The organism is Pseudomonas sp. CFBP13509 (assembly GCF_005233485.1).
Taxonomy (GTDB): domain Bacteria; phylum Pseudomonadota; class Gammaproteobacteria; order Pseudomonadales; family Pseudomonadaceae; genus Aquipseudomonas; species Aquipseudomonas marginalis.
This window is the reverse complement of the sequence record NZ_QGAA01000005.1, coordinates 152474-170244: the sequence shown is the minus strand read 5'-3', so window position 1 is coordinate 170244 and position 17771 is coordinate 152474. Positions and strand designations below refer to the sequence as shown.

Below are 17771 nucleotides of genomic sequence, written 5' to 3'. Positions count from 1 at the left end.
CTGGCGCCTGCCCCAAGAGCATAACCAAACAGCGGGCGAACAGCGCACTAAATCACCGCATTCGAGTCCAACGCAGCACCTTAGCCTGCGCATTGCATACTTTTTAACCAAGGCCTTGCCGCGATGAAAAAAATTCTTTTTGTTCTTTCTGCCCTTGCCCTGCTGACCGCCTGCAACCAGGCGTCCACGCCAGCGCCCAAACCTGCGCCGCCTTCCGTGCAGGCCACCCTGGTACCCGAAACCCCGCCCACGGATAAATGGGTCGGCAAATGGATCGGCGTCGAAGACCTGCACCTGACCATCGCCAAGGACGACAGCGTCGGCCGTGGCCATTACCTCCTGACCATGCAATACGGCCTCGACGCCGACGACTCGGGCACCTTCAAGGGTGAAGCGGCCGAAGACGGCATCGCCTTCACCCGTCCGGACGGCCCCCAATTGCTGCGCGCCGGCGACGGAGAAGCGACCGGGCTGAAATGGCTCGCGGACAAAAAAGACTGCCTGATCGTCGCCACCGGCGAAGGCTATTGCCGTTAATACCGACCATACTCAATCACGGTTAGCACACAGAGGATTGCCCCATGCTATGGAAAAAAGGCCGACGCAGCGACAACGTGGTGGATGCCCGCGATGACAGTGGCGGCGGCGGTGGCGGGATGCGCTTTGGCGGCGGCAAGGGCCTGAGCCTGACCGCGATTGTGCTGATCGTCGGCATCGGCTGGCTGACCGGCCAGGACCCGATGCAGATCCTCGGCCAGTTGACCGGCCAGATGGAACAGGCGCCCTCGGTGAGTACGCAGTCACGCCAGGCGCCGCCGGCCAACGATGAGCAGGCCGACTTCGTACGCGCGGTGCTGGGCGATACCGAAGACACCTGGGGCCAGGTGTTCAAGGAAAACGGCCTGGTCTACAAAAACCCGAAACTGATCCTGTTCCGTGGCCGGGTCAATTCCGCCTGTGGTGGCGCCACCTCGGCCAGCGGTCCGTTCTATTGCCCGGCTGATCAGCAGGTCTATCTGGACCTGGATTTCTTCCGGGAAATGTCCCAACGCTTCCAGGCGGCCGGCGATTTCGCCCAGGCCTATGTGATCGCCCACGAAGTCGGGCACCACGTACAAACGTTGCTGGGCATTTCGTCGAAGATCCAGGCCGCACGCCAGCAAGGCCGGCAGATGCAAGGCGACGGTGGCCTGCTGGTGCGCCAGGAGCTGCAAGCCGACTGCTTCGCCGGTGTGTGGGCCAACCGTGCGCAAAAGCGCCTGAACTGGCTGGAACCGGGCGATATTGAAGAAGCGCTGAATGCGGCCAACGCCATCGGCGATGACCGTTTGCAGCAGCAGGGCCAGGGACGCGTGGTGCCGGACTCGTTTACCCACGGCACCTCGGCACAGCGGGTGCGCTGGTTCAAGACCGGCTTCGCCCAGGGCCAGATCACTCAATGCGACACGTTCGCTGCCAAGAGCCTATAAATGAATCAACGATTGGGACTGCTGTTGGGCCTGTTGCTCATCTCATCATCCGCCTGGGCCGCCGAGCATGGCGTCAAGGTCGTCAGACCCGAGCGTTTTCATCTGGAAGCCGGCGATCTCAGCCTCGGCCTGAGCCAGGACTGGCGCCAGCCACTGCCCGACGTCACCCGCGCGTTGATCATCGTGCACGGGCGCCTGCGTAATGCGCAGACCTACCTGCAAAGCGGAATGGATGCCGCCGAACACGCCGGCGTCGCCGCCAACACCCTGGTAATCGCGCCGCAGTTTCTGAACGGGTCCGACATGAAGCGCAACCACCTGGACAACCAAGTGCTGCGCTGGAAAGGCAATGACTGGATGGCCGGCGACGCCTCGACCGGCCCGGGCCAGATCAGCTCTTTCGGCGCCCTCGACCAGATCATCAAGCACCTGGGCAACCGAACGCTGTTCCCGGCGCTGAAGGAAATCGTGGTCGCCGGCCACTCCGGTGGTGGCCAGGTGGTGCAGCGCTTCGCCCTCACCGGCCACGCGCACCCGACCCTGCAAACCGAGGGCATCCGCCTGCGTTATGTGGTGGCCAACCCCTCGTCCTATGCCTACTTCAGCCCACAGCGGCCGGTGAAGTTCGAGACCGCCAGTTGCCCGGGCTTCAACGCCTGGAAGTACGGCATGCAGCACCTGCCGGCCTACGCCAACGGCCAAAGCGCCGAGCAGCTGGAACAAGCCTACGTATCACGCACCATCACTTACCTGCTGGGCCAACAGGACACCAACCCGAACCACCCGGCACTGGATAAAAGCTGCGAAGCCGAGACCCAGGGCGCGTATCGGCTGATTCGCGGGCACAACTACTTTGACTACCTCAAGCAGCGCCATCCGCAGTTGCGCCAGACGCTGGTGGAAGTGCCGGGGGTGGGGCATGACGGGGATAGGATGTTTACGTCGCCCGAGGGCCAGAAGGTACTGTTTTCCCAGCATTAACTGAAGAAACCGCACCTCCCACATTTGATCTCTATTGCCTGGCCTAAATCATCCGGCGCAGTACCGCGCAATCTGCAGCATGCCAATCCGCCAGCTCCGGCCACGGGTTCTCCGGCAGGTTGACCAACACCGTCCGCGCCCCTGCCGCCCGGCCGCAGTCCAGGTCAAAACGGTAATCGCCGACCATCACCATCTCGCTCGGCGATACATCCCACGCCGCCGCCAATTTCAACAACCCACCCGGATCGGGCTTGGGCGGCGCATCGTCGCGCCCCAGCACATCGTCCACGGCAAAGCAGTCCGCCAGGCCAATCGCCTCCAGGGTAATATGCGCCAACTCCCGCGCATTGCGGGTCAAAATGCCCAGGCGATAACCGCGCCCGGCCAGCTCGCGCACCAGTTCCACCGCACCGTCCGCCGCGACGGAGCCCAGCGCCAGCTCGCGCTCATGTTCCAGCAACCAGGCGTGCTTGGCCGCTGCGATGTCCGCCGGTAATGCGGCAAGGTGAGTGAGGATGTCGTCCTCGGGGGGAATGTCCAGGGCCGCGCGAATCGCCGCAAAGTCATGCACCGCCACCGTCAGGGTGCCGTCCATGTCGAACACCCAGTGCTTAACGTCCGTCAGGCTCATGCCCAATCCTTGCGATGGCGGATCAAACCTTCCTGGGTCACCGACGCCACCAGTTGCCCGGCGCGGTTGTACACGCTGCCGCGGGAGAACCCACGGGAATTGCCGGCCCATGGGCTGTCCATGGCGTACAGCAACCAGTCATCGGCACGCAGGTCGGCGTGGAACCACAACGCGTGGTCGAGGCTGGCGACCTGCATGTCTTTCTGCCAAACAGTCTTGCCGTGGGGCAGCAACGAGGTGGTCAGCAGGCCGAAGTCGGAGGCGTAGGCCAGCAGGTATTTGTGCAGCGCCGGCGTATCCGCCAGGGCACCATCGGCGCGAAACCACACGTATTTGACCGGGTCGGACGGCTGCGGGTTGAACGGGTCTTTTTCGGTGACCGGGCGCACTTCGATGGGCTTGGGGCACAGCAGCTTGTCGCGCATATGCTCGGGGATCAGGTGCGCGCGCTGCTGGGTCAGCTCCAGCTCCGACGGCAGGTTTTCCGGGCCGACCACCACGGGCATGGTGGTCTGGTGCTCGAAGCCGGCCTCGTCGTACTGGAACGAAGCGCTGCAGGTGAAGATCGGGTGGCCCTTCTGGATCGCCGTCACGCGGCGGGTGCTGAAACTGCCGCCATCGCGTACACGGTCCACCGAGTACACCACCGGCAACTTCGCATCGCCGGGGCGCAGGAAATAGCCATGCAGGGAATGCACATGCCGCGCTTCTTCGACGGTCTGGCTGGCGGCCGACAGCGACTGGCCGAGCACCTGGCCACCGAACAGTTGGCGAAAACCCAGGTCCTGGCTGCGGCCGCGAAAGAGGTTTTCCTCGATCGGCTCCAGGGTCAGCAAGTCCACCAGATCTTCCAATACTTGGCTCATAGAGCAACTCCTACAACAATCGATAGGGCATTCCGGGCTGCTTATCCGTGCAGCGTGTCCAACCATTGGGCGCGGGTGATGCGGTACAAAACGTGGGGGCGCAGCGGGTCATCGGCTGCGACCTTGGGGTGTGCAAAATCTGCCTGGGGATCGTAATGCATACCGATGGCCTGCATGACTTTTTGTGATGGCAGATTGGCTTGAGTGGTGAAGGCGACGATTTCGTCCAACTGCAAACGGTCGAAACCACAGCGCAGCGCGGTCCAGGCCGCCTCACTGGCATAACCCAGGCCCCAATGCTCACGGGCCAGGCGCCAGCCGATTTCCACTGCGGGGGTAAAGCCCGCTTCGAAGCTGACGTTCTGCAACCCGGTCAGGCCGATGAACTCACCCGTGTCCTTGCGTTGCAGGGCCCACAGGCCAAAACCGTATTCGGCGAAGTGGCCGCGAATCCGGCCGATCAGGGCGGCGCTTTCCAGGTGGCTCAATCTGGCCGGGAAATAGCGCATCACCTGCGGGTCGGCACACATGCGCGCGAATTCCGTCAGGTCTGCATCGCGCCACTGGCGCATGACCAGGCGCGCGCTTTCCAATTGCAATATCTCCTCCATGGGTCCCCTCCCCTTGCCATGTGCGTGAGTGTACAGCGCTGTTAAGATCCTTCGCAGATCCCCGTCAGAAAATCCCATGCCTTTGCCATTGATCTACCACGATGACTACAGCCCTGAGTTCCCGGCAGACCACCGGTTCCCCATGGACAAGTTCCGCCTGCTGCGTGACCACCTGGTGGCCAGCGGCCTGACCGAGGACAGCCAATTGCTGCGCCCATCGTTGTGCCCACCGGAGATTCTGGCCCTCGCCCATGAACCTGGGTATATCGAACGCTACATGAGCGGCGAGTTGTCCCGCGAAGACCAACGGCGCCTTGGCCTGCCCTGGAGCGAAGCCCTGGCCCGACGCACCGTGCGCGCGGTCGGCGGCTCGATCCTGGCGGCGGAGCAGGCGCTGGAACATGGCCTGGCCTGCCACCTGGCGGGCGGTACCCACCACGCCCACTACGACTACCCGGCGGGCTTTTGCATCTTCAATGACCTGGCGGTGATCAGCCATTACCTGCTGGCCAGCGGCCGGGTCAACCGCGTGCTGATCTTCGACTGCGACGTGCACCAGGGCGACGGCACCGCGCGCATCCTCCACGACATGCCGGATGCAATCACCGTGTCCCTGCACTGCGAAAAGAACTTCCCTGCGCGCAAAGCCCAGAGCGATTGGGACATCCCGCTGCCCATGGGCATGGGCGATGCCGACTACCTCACGGTGGTGGACGACGCCCTCAACTACCTGCTGCCGCTCTACCAGCCGGACCTGGTGCTCTACGACGCCGGCGTCGATGTGCACAAGGATGACGCCCTCGGTTACCTCAAGCTGACAGACGCAGGCGTGGCCGCCCGCGATGAAAGCGTGATGCGCCATTGCCTGGGCCGCGACATCCCGGTGATGGGCGTGATCGGTGGCGGCTACAGCAAGGATCGCCCGGCCCTGGCCCGCCGCCACGGGATCCTGCACCACAGCGCGCAGCGGGTGTGGACGTCATCAGGGTGTCATTGAAGTGTGGGCGTTACCCACAATGCCTGTGGAACGGCCTGTGGATAACTTGAGCGTAAGCGTCTGAAAGCCTGCATCCGTATAGCCTGTAGGAAGCTGTACGTTTTTTGATCAGGCAGCGCCGCGCGCCTCGGGTAGAATGCTCGGCCTATTTCCGCGATCGTAGCCCTGCCCATGCCCGATATTTCCTCTCGACACGTCACCATCATCGGCGGTGGCCCTGCCGGGCTGATGGCCGCCGAAGTCTTGAGCCTGGCCGGGGTGCGAGTAGACCTGTACGACGGCATGCCCTCGGTGGGGCGCAAATTCCTGCTGGCGGGCGTGGGCGGCATGAACATCACCCACTCCGAAGCGTACCCCGCGTTCCTGTCGCGCTACGCCGAGCGTGCCGCGAATATGGCGCCGATGCTGCGCGGGTTTGGGGCCGAGGCGTTGTGCGAGTGGATTCATGGTCTGGGTATTCAAACCTTTGTCGGCACCTCCGGTCGTGTATTTCCTACCGATATGAAAGCCGCCCCGCTATTACGTGCCTGGCTCAAACGCCTGCGCGACCAGGGCGTGGTTATCCACACCCGGCACCGTTGGTTGGGCTGGAATGCCGAGGGTGATCTACTTATCCACAGCCCGGACGGCGAAAAAGTTGTTCACAGCGATGCTGTGCTGTTGGCCTTGGGCGGCGGCAGTTGGTCGCGCCTGGGTTCCGACGGCGCCTGGCTCAAGCTGCTGGAGGATAAAGGCGTGCCTTACGTGGCACTGCAACCCAGCAATTGCGGCTTCGAGGTGTCGGCCTGGAGTGAATTGATGGTCAGCAAATTCGCCGGCGCACCGTTGAAAAACGTCGCCATTGGCCTGGGGGATGACAAGCCGCGACTCGGCGAATGCGTGATCACCGCCACCGGTATCGAGGGCAGTTTGATCTACGCGCTGTCGGCGCCGATTCGTGAGGCGATCAACCGTAATGGCTCGGCGACGGTGCATATCGATTTGCTGCCGAGCAAGCCATTGGACAAGGTCCAGGCCGCCTTGACCAAGCCGCGTGGCTCACGCTCGATGAGCAAGCATTTGCACAGTCAATTGGGCCTCGATGGGGTCAAGGCGGCGCTGCTGCGCGAGTTGGCACCCGCCGAACACTTCAACGACCCGGCGCAGTTGGCGGGGGCTATCAAGGCGTTGCCGCTGACAGTGGTGAAGACACGGCCGATGGATGAAGCCATCAGCACCGCAGGCGGTGTGCCCTTTGAGGCGTTGGATGAGCGGCTGATGCTCAAGCAATTGCCGGGGGTGTTTTGTGCGGGGGAGATGCTGGACTGGGAAGCGCCGACCGGGGGGTATTTGCTGACGGGGTGTTTTGCCAGTGGCAGAGCGGCTGGGCGGGGGATGTTGGAGTGGCTCAACCGCTGAGATCTGCGGTGGATTCAAAGCCGCCATCGGGGGCAAGCCCCCACAGTTTGATTTGTGAATACATTCAAAATGTGGGAGGGGCTAGCCCCCGATGAGGCCATCAGCCACCCCGCAAAATCACTTCTTCTTACGCGGCCCGGTATTAAACACCGGCACCTTACGCACCGGCTTGATCGAAGGCTCCGACGGCGCCACTTCACCACTGTCCACCCACTTGCCGAGGTTGCGTTTACCACCGCCACCACCGGACGCCTTGGGCTTCTTCGGTTTTTTCGGCTTCTTCACCACCTGACCGCTGGCATCGGTATCCGGCACGCGGTGTTCCGGCTCGAAGTCCTGTTCCATCTTGCGGGTCAAGGTCTGGCGGGTCAGCATCTCGATGGCCGACAGCATGTTGACTTCATCGGCGCACACCAGGGAAATCGCCTCACCGGTGTTACCCGCGCGACCGGTCCGGCCGATGCGGTGGATGTAGTCCTCCGCCACGATCGGCAGGTCGAAGTTGACCACCAGCGGCAGGTCTTCGATATCCAGGCCACGGGCCGCTACATCGGTGGCGACCAGGATCTGCACTTCGCTCGATTTGAAACGGTCCAGCGCGCGCTGGCGCGTGGCTTGCGGCTTGTCGCCATGGATGCCATCGGCGTTGATGCCCAGGCCCTGCAACTTATCCACCAGCGCATCCACGCCGTTACGGGTCTTGGCAAACACCAGCACCTGCTTCCAGCGGCCTTTGCGCATCAGGTGCACAAACAGCTCCGCCTTGCGCTTCTTGTCCACCGGCACTACCCATTGCTTGACGGTGTTGGCGGCGACGTTACGCGGGCTGACTTCGATGGTCAGCGGGTCGTTGAGCATCTGCCCGGCCAGCAGGCGAATGTCATCGGAGAAGGTCGCGGAGAACAGTAACGTCTGGCGCTTTTTCGGCAGCATGCGGTAGATGTTCGCCAGTTCTTCGGAGAAGCCCAGGTCGAGCATGCGGTCGGCTTCGTCCAGCACCAGGGTTTGCAGCTGGTTGAGTTTCAGCGCGTTCTGGCGGAACAGGTCGATCAGGCGGCCCGGCGTGGCGACCAGTATGTCGACGCCCTTGCGCAGCTTCATCATCTGCGGGTTGATGCTCACGCCGCCGTACACCGCGTAGGTGGTGAGCGGCAGGTGCTGGGCGTATTCGGCAACGCTGGCGTGAACCTGCTCGGCCAGCTCACGGGTCGGGCACAGGATCAGCGCGCGCGCCGAGTTGGCGGCGACTTTCGGCCCTTCCATGGTCAGCAGTTGCAGCAGCGGCACGGCGAAACCGGCGGTCTTGCCGGTGCCGGTCTGGGCCGCGGCCATCAGGTCGCGACCGGCGAGCACCGCCGGAATGGCTTGCGCCTGCACCGGCGTCGGGGTCTGGTAGCCGAGCGTCTCAAGGGCGCGCAGCAAGGGTTCGATCAGGCCAAGTGTGGCGAAAGTCATGTAGTTACCGTAGGAAAAATTCAGCGCAAGGGCGTAATGCGCGGCAGTTTACCTTATTTCCGGCTTGGGCTTTCGCCACTGGGGCAGGCTGATCAACAGCACGGCGCTGATAATCACCAGCATGGCCAGGGCCTCTTCCAGACCGATGGTCTCGCCGATGAACACAATCCCCAGCAACACTGCGACGGCAGGGTTGACGTAGGCATAGCTGGTCGCGGCTGCCGGGCGTACGTGCTTGAGCAGGTACATATAGGCGTTGAAGGCGATGATCGAGCCGAACACGGCCAGGTAAGCCAGGGCCAGCCAGCCTTCCAGCGGCGGCATGGCTTGCAGGCGCTCACCGGTCAGCGCGCTGGCGATCAACAGTGTCACCCCGGCCACCAGCATTTCTGCGGCACTGGCCATAGCGCCCGGCGGCAACGGCAGGCGCCGACTCCACACCGAACCAAACGCCCACGACGCTGCTGCAAACAACAACAAAGCAGCGCCCATGGGGCTCGACTGCAATGTGCTGCCCATGTTGAGCATGGCGATACCGATCATGCCCAGGATCACCCCGGCCCATTCCAGCCGGGTATTGCGCGCGCCCCAGAAATACCCACACAGCAAGGTGAACAACGGCACGGTCGCCACCGCCAGAGCCGCCACGCCGGACGACACCCCAGTGTGCTCGGCCACACTCACCGCGCCATTGCCGAAGGTCAGCAGCAAAATACCGATCTTGGCAGCGGCCTTCCACTGCTCCCAGGTCGGCGCCGGCGCCCCACGCCAACGCAAAAAGCCATACATCGCCGCACCCGCCAGCAAAAAGCGAATGCCGCCCAGCATCAGCGGTGGCCAGTATTCAACGCCGATGCGAATCACCAGGTAGGTGGAACCCCAAATCACATACAGTGCAAAAAAGGCGGCGATCAACGGTAAGGGAAAGCGACGTGTGCCAGGCATTGGGCGGCTCGAAGGCAGAGATAAGAGAGGCTTATTCTAAAAAGGCAGGTTGTTAAACATAAGTTACAAAACCTGTTTAAACCGCCCATACACTTTTCAAAACATGGTTATGAGGGCTATAAACCATGCTTTCGAAAGCCACGCGCAACTGGAGCCTTCCGATGGACAAATACGACCGCATGCTCCTCAGCGCCCTGCTCGAAGACGGCCGCGCCTCCTACGCGCAACTGGCCCGCACGGTAAACCTCTCCGCCCCCGCCGTGGCCGAACGCGTGGCCAAGCTGGAAGCCAGCGGGGTGATCACCGGGTACCAGGCCAAGGTGGATTTTTCGAAAGTGGGCTTGCCGATTCAGTGCGTGATCGAACTGCGGCTGACCAACCACGGCAACCAGAAGGTCTATGACGCACTGGCCGAAATCCCGGAGTTGACCGAATGCCACCGGGTAACGGGCGATCCGTGCGTGATCATGCAAGCGGCGGTGGGCTCGATGCCGGAGTTGGAGAACTTGATCAATCGGCTGGCGAAATTCGGGTTCAGCAAGACCTCGATCATTTTGTCGAGCGCGATCGAGCGGCGGGTGCCGTTGGGGCAGTTGGAGGTCAATGGCAAAACGGTTGCCTGATCTACCGCCATCGGGGCATGGGTATCTACACAACCTTCCAGACCCTGACAAATCTCCCTGTGGCGAGCGGGCTTGTCCCGCGTTGGGCTGCGAAGCAGCCCCAAAACCAGCCTCTACAGAGTCTCTGATACACCGCGTTCTTCTCTACTGGGGCTGCTACGCAGCCCAACGCGGGACAAGCCCGCTCACCACAACAGCTCTATCTGCCGGGCGTTGAGCGTTGAGCCAAAGTTGTTTAGATACCTATGTCCATCGGGAGCAAGCCCCCTCCCACATTTTTTTGAACGGCGTTGTTCTGTCAGAACCCGCGATGCTTCTTAAGATGCTCATTGATCTTCGCCGCCGGCACTTTCTGCAGGGTGCACAGCAGGTCGTGGGACAGTTCGCGCAAGCCATGGGTACGCCGCAGTTCCTGGGCCAGGTGCGCCGTGAGGTTCGCGGCCATTTCCGCATCCGCCAGCGCGCGGTGGGCCTGGCCGGTGTGGGGCAGTTTCGCGTAGGCGTTGAGGGTGCCGAGCTTGTGGTTGGGCGCAGCCGGCATCAGGCGGCGGGCCAGCAGCAGGGAGCAGGCGAATTTTTGCAGGCGGGTGCGGCGGATCAGGCCCAGTTCGAAATCCCAGAACTTCTGGTCGAACGCGGCGTTGTGCGCCATCAGCGGCGTGGTGCCGACGAATTCGTTGACTTCGTTCATCACCCGCTCGGCCGGCGGGGCGCTGCGCAGCATGGCGTTGCTGATGCCGGTGAGTTGCTCGATAAAACCGGGCACGCGCACACCGGCGTTCATCAGGCTCTGGTAGCGGTCCACGATCTGGCCGCGCTCGAGGATAACCACCGCGATTTCCGTGGCCCGGCAGTGGCTGCTCGGGGTGATGCCGGTGGTTTCAAAGTCGATGACCGCTATACGTTCCAAACCTGTTCCAACTCCGTCTAACCCTTTATTTATTAAGCCGCCGTGCTTATTTGAGCAGCAACGCGCCTTCGATCGGCACGTAGCGGCTGGCGGCACGTATCAATGAGTTGGCCGTCAGCCCCGGTACACCGTAGGCCACGGCTTCGACGCCGTGCTTGTGGATGATGCGGTCGAGCAGCATGTCGAAATCGCCGTCACCGGAGGCCAGCACAATTTCATCGACGTGGTCGGCGGCGTCCATGATGTCGATGGTGATGCCCACGTCCCAGTCACCCTTGGCCGAACCGTCGCTGCGCTGGATATACGGCTTGAGCTTTACCGTGAACCCCAGGTTGCGCAGGATCTGCTGGAACTGCTGCTGCTTGCTGTCACCGCGGTCGATGGCATACGCATAGGCCTCGACGATCTGCCCACGCGAACTGATATCAGCCCACAGGGCGGCGTAGTTGAAATGGCAACCATAGGCCTGGCGGACGGTGTAGTAGAGGTTTTGTACATCGGCGAACACTGCAATTTTCTTCACCGCACTTCCCCATGACAGCCAGGCGCCAGGGCCCGGAAAGGGTGCCAGTATGCCAGCCGCGAGAAGGTTGCCGGGAAAAATCAGACCGAGGCGGCTCAGCGCCCCGGGCCGGAAGGGTCAGACAAAGGAATCGTCGTCGCCGAAGGAAGAGGAATCGTCGGAATAGTCGCTGTCGGCAAAGCTGTCCGAGGCATTGTCGCTGCCCCAGCTGTCATTGCCGGCGAACTTCTGGTCGTCGTTGCCCCAGTTGCCGTTGTCACTGGCGGGCGCCGGCTCTTCACGGATGATCTCTTCCACAACCTGCGGCTGTTGCGAGTTGTGGTTGAACAGGCTGCTGATGCCTTCGGCCAGCAACACACCACCGGCCACGCCCGCGGCGGTTTTCATCGCGCCACCGAGGAACCCGCTGCCAATGGGGGCAGCGGCAGGTTGTTGTGGCTGTTGATAGTTCTGTTGCGGCGCTGGCTGGCCAAAGGACGGCCGCGCCGGTTCACGCCAGCCGCCGCCGGAAGAGGCCGGAGCGGTCTGGGCCGGTTGCGGATCACGGGAACCACCGCCAAAGATGCTCGACAGGAAACCACCGCTGCTCGCCGGGGCCGCTTGTGCGGACTTGGCCCGCTGCAACTCATCCTGCAATTGCTGGATCTGCTGCGCCTGTTGCTTGTTCTGCGCGTCGAGACTCTTGAGCGCGTGTTCCTGAACAAGGATCGACTGGGTCATGTAGTACCCGGCGGCCGGTTGGCGAGTCATATGCTCCTTGATCCGCGCTTCGGCCTGGGCGTCGCGGGGGGCTGAGTCCGTTTCGGCTTGCTGCAACCGTGAAAACAGTCCATCGATCAGGGTTTGCTCTTCGCTGTTCATGGCGACCTCGTTAGATTGCCGGTAGAAATCGTGGCCTTGCCTGTGATCAGGCCAGGTGCTTAACCGTTATGGGGGTGTTACGAGTTGTTTCAATGGTCTTTACTCAAGGTTTACATTTGCTTACCGCTGGCCATGATCGGTTAAAGTGTTGCCCTTGCTTTCAGGCCTGCGATGAACCCGATGAATCCGTTAGACGTATTGCGTGACTCCTTCCGTTTTACCCGAGGCAACCTGGGCGCAATCGTCCAACTGTGCCTGCCATTGGTGATCCTCGAAGCCCTGTTGCAACAGCTGCTCGACCACACGCTCGGCGCGGATGCGTTCCCCGGCTACAGCGTGGTGGTGGGCTTGCTGGTGTACCCGCTGTACACCGGTGCCTTGATCCTGTTTCTCGACGCCCGCACCCGTGGCGAGTCGCCGCGCACCAAGGACATCTGGGCCATGGCCCTGACCCTGTGGCCGCGCTTCGCCCTGCTGACCGCCATGAGTACCCTCCTGATTCTGCTGGGCCTGTCGCTGTATTTCCTGCCGGGCCTGTGGCTGATGGTGGTGTTGGCGTTCGCCGAGTACCTGCTGGTATTGCGCGGCATGCCGGCGCTGGAGGCGATGAAGGAAAGTCTGCGCCTGACCCGTGGGCATTTCTGGCGAATCCTGGTGTGCCTGCTGTGTGTCATGACGCCCCTGTGGCTGCTCAAGGGCGCCAGCGTCGCGGCCTATCCCAACCCCGCGCCGCTGCTGGGGCTGTTGATGGACAGCGCCCACAGCTTCCTGCAACTGTTCACCAGCGTGGTGCTGTTCCGTTTATTCATGCTGATCGGTGGCGATGCCGACGCGCGGTGATATGCTCCACGCCACTCCTGAAACGCCATAAGCCGAGCCGATGACCCGTTTATTGCGCATCACCCTGCTGGGCCTGCTGATCGTCGCAGGCCTGCTGACGGCCCTGATCTACAGCCTGACCTGGCGCCCCGCCGCCAAGGAGACCCTGCCCGTCAGTTGCGTCGCGCCCCGTGCGCCAACCCTGTTGCCCGGGCAGGCGCTCAAGGTCATGACCTGGAACGTGCAATACCTGGCCGGCAAGAACTACGTGTTCTGGTACGACACTGCCGACGGCAGCGGCCCGGACGACCGCCCCACCGTAGAGGACATGGCCGCCAGCCTCGACGAAGTGGCGCGGGTGGTTCGCGATGAACAACCCGACATCCTGCTGTTGCAGGAACTCGACGAAAACGCCAAGCCTTCCCACTATCAGGACCAACTGGCGCTTTTGCAGGAGCGCCTGGTCGACCTCTACCCGTGCAGTGCCCAGGCCTTCGACTGGAAAGCCGACTTCGTGCCCGACCGGCATATCTTCGGCAGCGTCGGCCGCAAGCTGGCCACCCTGAGCCGCTACCAGATCGAACACGCCGAACGCCTGCAATTGCCGGCGCCCGAGGCCAATATCATCAGCCGCCAGTTCCAACCCAAGCCGGCCTTGCTGCTGACCTACCTGCCGCTGAGCGATGGCGGCCAACTGGCGGTGCTCAACACCCGCCTGGATGGCGACGCGCCGGGGCGCAGTGCGGTGCAGGAACAGGTCATCAGCACGGTCAAGCTGTTGGATAAATTCGAAGGCCGTGGCACGCCCTGGCTGATCGGCGGCGATTTCAACCTGCTGCCCCTGGGGCAGTTCCTGCGTTTGGAGGCGGGTAAGCGCGGGCAGTATTCGCCGGACAGCGAGCTGCATTTACTGTGGGACAAGTACCCGATGATCCCGAGCAACAGCCAATCCAGTGGGATTGATCGTGAGAAATGGCTGACGTACTTTCCCAATGACCCGAGCATCGATGGCCCGGATCGCACCGTCGATTACCTGTTCTACAGCCCGCGGATCAAGCGGGTGGAGGCCAAGGTGCGGCAGGAGGATACGTTGCGTATTTCCAACCATCTGCCGGTGATTGCGCGGTTCCTGTTGCCCGCCGCGCAATAACCCACACAACAAGATTAATGTGGGAGGCCGGTGCGACGATTCGACTTGCCCCCTCCCACATTTGAATCTCTGCCACGCTTACTTTCGGGGTTTGATCCGCGCGGTCGGCTCGGCTATCAGCGGATCATCCGGCCAGTAATGCTTGGGATACCTGCCCTTCAGATCCTTCTTCACTTCGGCGTAGGTACTGCGCCAGAAGTTCGCCAGATCCTGGGTCACCTGCACCGGCCGCCGCGCCGGGGACAGCAGGTGCAACTTCACCACTTGGCGCCCGCCGGCAATGCGCGGGGTGTCGGCCAGGCCGAACAGTTCCTGCAAGCGCACCGCCAGGATCGGCGGCTGTTCGCTGTAGTCCAACCGCACCGATGAACCCGATGGCACCCTCACATGCTGCGGTGCCAGTTCGTCCAGGCGCTGGGGCAGCGGCCAGGGCAGCAGGTTGTGCAGGTAGCTGGAGATATCCAGGTTGGCGAAGTGACTCAGGCGCGAGACTTTGCCCAGGTAGGGCATCAGCCAGTGCTCCAGGCCGGCGAGCAGGGCGCTGTCGCTGACGTCGGGCCATTCGCTGGTTTTGCCGGCGTCCAACTGGCGCAACAGCAGGACGCGGGATTGCCATTGGCGCAGTTCCGGGGTCCAGGGCAGCAGCTCCAGGCCTTTGCGCCGCACCAGGTTGACCAGCGCCTGGCTGCGCGCGGCTTCGTCGAGGCCGGTGAGCGGTTCGCGGCTGAGCACCAGTTCACCGACTTTGCGCTGGCGTTCGGCGCGCAGCACGCCTTCGCGCTCGTCCCAGTCCAGTTGATCGACGTTGCGCACTTGTTCCGCGAGCACCGTGTCGAACAGCGCCGGATCGAAGTCCGCCGCCAGATAAATACGCTCTTCACGCTGGCCCTGGCGGCTGCCGAGGTCGGCGATCACCAGCCAAGGTTGTTTCATCAGGCTGTCGGCCTCGGCGAATAATGCCGCGCGGCCATTGGCCAGGCGATATTCAGCACCGCCGGGGCGACGTTGCTGGGCGACACGGTCCGGGTAGGCCAGCGCCAGCAAGGCGCCGAGCCAGCGCGGGTGGTCGGGGTCGGCCACCGGCCGGGTCGCCTGGCCTCTCAAATGGCCACGGTATTGCCGCGCCAGTTGCTTGGCGCGTTGCACGCCGCCTTGAGTACCGCGCGCACGCTCTTCACCGGACATCAGCGCCAGGCGGCTGTGCAAATCCGCGCCGCCACCACGCAAAATATCGCGCTCGCCCAACAGTGCCGCGACATCACAGGCCGTGGCCGCCAGCCCCAGGTCCTGCCCGCGCAGCAACAAATGGGCGATGCGTGGATGGGCCGGCAGCTCGGCCATCTTCTGGCCATGTGCCGTGAGTTTTTCGTCATTCAAGGCCCCGAGGCGTACCAGCAAATCCTGGGCCTGGGCATAGGCGGCGGTGGGTGGCACATCGAGCCACACGAGCTGTGGGGGCGTGACGCCCCAGCGCGCCAGCTGCAAGGCCAGGCCAGCGAGGTCGGCGGCGAGGATTTCCGCACTGCCATACGCGGCCAGCCCTTCATGCTGGTCTTCGGACCACAACCGATAACACACCCCCGGCTCCAACCGCCCGGCCCGGCCCGCGCGCTGGGTGGCGCTGGCGCGGGAGATGCGCTGGGTGTCGAGGCGGGTCATGCCGCTGCCGGGGTCGAAACGCGGCACCCGCGCCAACCCGGCATCGATCACCACACGCACGCCGTTGATGGTCAGGCTGGTCTCGGCGATGTTGGTGGCGAGCACCACTTTGCGTTTACCGGCCGGTGCCGGATCGATGGCCGCGCGCTGGGCGTTGAGGTCCAGCTCGCCATGCAGCGGGCAGAGCAACACGTCAGGGCTATTCCCCAGGGCGTCGGCCAGTTGCTGGTTGACCCGGCGAATTTCCGCCTGACCCGGCAGGAACACCAGCACGCTGCCGGTTTCATCGTGCAGGGCTTCGAGGATGGTTTGCACCACGCGCGGCTCGATAAATTCACCGGCCTGGTACGGCCGCCCCCAACGCATCTGCACCGGGAACATGCGCCCCTCGCTGCGCAGGATCGGCGCATCGTCCAGCAGGCTGGCCAGGCGCTCGCCTTCAAGGGTGGCGGACATCAGCAGGATTTTCAGCGGTTGCTCGTCGCGAAACAGGTCGCGGCCGTTCAGGCTCAAGGCCAGTGCCAGGTCGGCGTCGAGGCTGCGCTCGTGGAATTCGTCGAAGATCAGCAGACCGACACCGTCCAGTGCCGGATCGTCCTGCAAACGACGGGTGAGGATGCCTTCGGTGACCACTTCGATGCGCGTGTTGGGCCCGACCTTGCTGTCGAGACGGATGCGATAGCCGACGGTTTCACCGACTTTCTCCCCCAGTTCGCTGGCCAGGCGTTCCGCGGCGGCACGGGCGGCCAGGCGCCGGGGTTCGAGCATCAGGATGGTCTGCCCCGCCAGCCAAGGCTCATTCAACAAGGCCAAGGGCACGCGGGTGGTTTTACCGGCGCCGGGCGGCGCTTCCAGCACGGCTTCATGGCGATTCGCCAAGGCGTCACGCAGGGCGGGTAAAACATCATCAATGGGCAACGAATTCATACTGGCTCCCGAATAGGTCGGGAATGATAACAATGCCCTTTCTAATGCACGACTCAAAACGGTCGCGCTTTCAGAACCTCCATTACACGCTGAGCCTGGAGCATCATGGATGCCGTATCAGAACAACGGAACTCGACCAGCTCACAAATTTTCTGTAAATCGCTGTGGAGATTGCGATTGAAAATAGGCTCGTGATGGGCAATTCGATTTCGCAGGTGGCGTATCGTCTCCAAGTCGCAAGCAATTCGCTGTCGATGGAGTTTCACTGATCCACTGGGATCAAGGTTGGGAAACAATTGGAAAAGATAGGGCTCCCATAGCCGCTGATCATTTCGCTTGGTGAATTGTTTTTCCCAAAATACATTTTTGAGCTCTGTAACAACGCCACCCGTTGTTCGGTGCTTTTCACGGGTTCGACCCAGGTCCATCTTCGCGTCGTATCTCGCCCCTGCGCCAGTAGGAAGGCTGCGCAACAGGCCAACACTCCACGGCCATTCAGACCCGTATCTAAGAATCAGCGCCTCGGAGACAGCATTTCGTACAACCACTTCGCAGATATGTAAGGGGATCAGAAAGACACCGGATACTTGCGCATTCCATGCATAAAGCTCTACTGCACGCTCTATTGGCAAACCCGCACCCACAGTGGCCGACTCATACGTCGCAATTCTTGCCTCTGAAAGAGACGCTCGCAAGGCTTGAAGGTGGCGCATCTCGGGTACAGCTCCCATAAAGAGAATAGGCTCCAAGCCCGCAATCTGCGCCGCCGCAGCCATCTCTGGCTGGACGGCGCACGTAGCTGTCGATGACAATGACATTGACGACATCCCAGTACTTCCCTATAGTCGACTCACTAGCCGAGGGACTTGTTGGCGAAAGCCTCCCCCCACGGACGTACGAAAGTGATTCAAAAAAAGGCCCACCCTTCGGTGGGCTTTTTTGTTTC

At 62.5% G+C, this 17771-nt stretch carries 18 protein-coding genes; 8 read left to right on the top strand and 10 right to left on the bottom strand.

What is annotated here, in order from left to right; genetic code table 11:
• Positions 1-123 precede the first annotated feature (123 nt).
• From PspCFBP13509_RS10620 to PspCFBP13509_RS10610, 3 genes are read left to right on the top strand one after another with little or no spacing between them, the layout of a single operon-like run.
• Positions 124-537 carry a membrane lipoprotein lipid attachment site-containing protein gene (locus PspCFBP13509_RS10620; RefSeq protein WP_137212002.1) on the top strand — a complete coding sequence of 138 codons (414 nt, stop codon included), beginning with the start codon at positions 124-126 and terminating at the stop codon, positions 535-537.
• Positions 538-581: 44 nt separating this feature from the next.
• Positions 582-1469, top strand: coding sequence for a KPN_02809 family neutral zinc metallopeptidase (ypfJ, locus tag PspCFBP13509_RS10615; protein WP_065925001.1), 888 nt, complete (start codon positions 582-584; stop codon positions 1467-1469).
• A complete protein-coding gene (locus tag PspCFBP13509_RS10610) occupies positions 1470-2450 on the top strand; it encodes an alpha/beta hydrolase (protein ID WP_137212001.1) in 981 nt (326 codons plus the stop codon). It abuts the gene before it with no gap.
• Positions 2451-2493: 43 nt separating this feature from the next.
• Here the strand turns inward: PspCFBP13509_RS10610 and PspCFBP13509_RS10605 are convergent, their stop codons facing one another.
• Genes PspCFBP13509_RS10605 through PspCFBP13509_RS10595 form a run of 3 tightly spaced genes read right to left on the bottom strand, consistent with a single transcriptional unit; the run spans position 2494 to position 4558 of the window.
• Complete coding sequence (locus PspCFBP13509_RS10605) at positions 2494-3081, bottom strand: HAD family hydrolase (RefSeq protein WP_137212000.1); 588 nt, start codon at positions 3079-3081, stop codon at positions 2494-2496.
• Positions 3078-3947 carry an acyl-CoA thioesterase II gene (gene tesB / locus PspCFBP13509_RS10600; protein ID WP_027605282.1) on the bottom strand — a complete coding sequence of 290 codons (870 nt, stop codon included), beginning with the start codon at positions 3945-3947 and terminating at the stop codon, positions 3078-3080. The genes PspCFBP13509_RS10605 and tesB overlap by 4 nt, the downstream gene beginning before the upstream one ends.
• A gap of 41 nt (positions 3948-3988) precedes the next feature.
• A complete protein-coding gene (locus tag PspCFBP13509_RS10595) occupies positions 3989-4558 on the bottom strand; it encodes a GNAT family N-acetyltransferase (RefSeq protein ID WP_065924998.1) in 570 nt (189 codons plus the stop codon).
• Positions 4559-4634: 76 nt separating this feature from the next.
• Between PspCFBP13509_RS10595 and PspCFBP13509_RS10590 the strand changes: the two genes are divergently transcribed.
• Both PspCFBP13509_RS10590 and PspCFBP13509_RS10585 read left to right on the top strand, forming a co-directional pair.
• Entirely contained in the window at positions 4635-5555 is a 921-nt protein-coding gene (locus tag PspCFBP13509_RS10590) for a histone deacetylase family protein (RefSeq protein WP_065924997.1), read from the top strand.
• 171 nt (positions 5556-5726) lie between these two features.
• A complete protein-coding gene (locus tag PspCFBP13509_RS10585; RefSeq protein ID WP_137211999.1) occupies positions 5727-6953 on the top strand; it encodes a TIGR03862 family flavoprotein in 1227 nt (408 codons plus the stop codon).
• Positions 6954-7070: 117 nt separating this feature from the next.
• Here the strand turns inward: PspCFBP13509_RS10585 and PspCFBP13509_RS10580 are convergent, their stop codons facing one another.
• Together PspCFBP13509_RS10580 and yedA are read right to left on the bottom strand one after the other, a co-directional pair.
• Positions 7071-8408 (bottom strand): DEAD/DEAH box helicase, encoded by a 1338-nt coding sequence (locus PspCFBP13509_RS10580; RefSeq protein ID WP_065924995.1) that lies wholly within the window; start codon positions 8406-8408, stop codon positions 7071-7073.
• A 48-nt stretch (positions 8409-8456) separates the two neighbouring features.
• Positions 8457-9353 (bottom strand): drug/metabolite exporter YedA, encoded by an 897-nt coding sequence (gene yedA, locus PspCFBP13509_RS10575; RefSeq protein ID WP_065924994.1) that lies wholly within the window; start codon positions 9351-9353, stop codon positions 8457-8459.
• A 161-nt stretch (positions 9354-9514) separates the two neighbouring features.
• On the opposite strand from yedA, the gene PspCFBP13509_RS10570 reads away from it, so the two are divergent.
• Entirely contained in the window at positions 9515-9976 is a 462-nt protein-coding gene (locus PspCFBP13509_RS10570; protein ID WP_065924993.1) for an Lrp/AsnC family transcriptional regulator, read from the top strand.
• A 298-nt stretch (positions 9977-10274) separates the two neighbouring features.
• Here PspCFBP13509_RS10570 and PspCFBP13509_RS10565 read toward each other — a convergent pair whose 3' ends face one another.
• The 3 genes from PspCFBP13509_RS10565 to PspCFBP13509_RS10555 form a co-directional block, all read right to left on the bottom strand.
• Positions 10275-10886 carry a 3'-5' exonuclease gene (locus PspCFBP13509_RS10565; RefSeq protein ID WP_065924992.1) on the bottom strand — a complete coding sequence of 204 codons (612 nt, stop codon included), beginning with the start codon at positions 10884-10886 and terminating at the stop codon, positions 10275-10277.
• Positions 10887-10932: 46 nt separating this feature from the next.
• Positions 10933-11409: an NYN domain-containing protein gene (locus tag PspCFBP13509_RS10560; RefSeq protein WP_024077544.1), complete on the bottom strand. Its 477-nt coding sequence runs from the start codon at positions 11407-11409 to the stop codon at positions 10933-10935.
• Positions 11410-11526: 117 nt separating this feature from the next.
• Positions 11527-12270 (bottom strand): DUF2076 domain-containing protein, encoded by a 744-nt coding sequence (locus PspCFBP13509_RS10555; RefSeq protein ID WP_065924991.1) that lies wholly within the window; start codon positions 12268-12270, stop codon positions 11527-11529.
• Positions 12271-12450: 180 nt separating this feature from the next.
• Here PspCFBP13509_RS10555 and PspCFBP13509_RS10550 point away from each other — a divergent pair, with 180 nt between their 5' ends.
• Together PspCFBP13509_RS10550 and PspCFBP13509_RS10545 are read left to right on the top strand one after the other, a co-directional pair.
• Positions 12451-13110, top strand: a complete 660-nt coding sequence (locus tag PspCFBP13509_RS10550; protein ID WP_065925008.1) for a YciC family protein — start codon at positions 12451-12453, stop codon at positions 13108-13110.
• A gap of 40 nt (positions 13111-13150) precedes the next feature.
• The gene (locus tag PspCFBP13509_RS10545; RefSeq protein ID WP_137211998.1) at positions 13151-14239 is read left to right on the top strand and encodes an endonuclease/exonuclease/phosphatase family protein; all 1089 of its coding nucleotides are present in this window, start codon (positions 13151-13153) and stop codon (positions 14237-14239) included.
• A gap of 78 nt (positions 14240-14317) precedes the next feature.
• On the opposite strand, the gene hrpB is transcribed toward PspCFBP13509_RS10545, so the two are convergent.
• Together hrpB and PspCFBP13509_RS10535 are read right to left on the bottom strand one after the other, a co-directional pair.
• A complete protein-coding gene (gene hrpB / locus PspCFBP13509_RS10540) occupies positions 14318-16825 on the bottom strand; it encodes an ATP-dependent helicase HrpB (RefSeq protein WP_137211997.1) in 2508 nt (835 codons plus the stop codon).
• A 53-nt stretch (positions 16826-16878) separates the two neighbouring features.
• Complete coding sequence (locus PspCFBP13509_RS10535) at positions 16879-17643, bottom strand: hypothetical protein (RefSeq protein WP_235865611.1); 765 nt, start codon at positions 17641-17643, stop codon at positions 16879-16881.
• Positions 17644-17771: the final 128 nt, after the last annotated feature.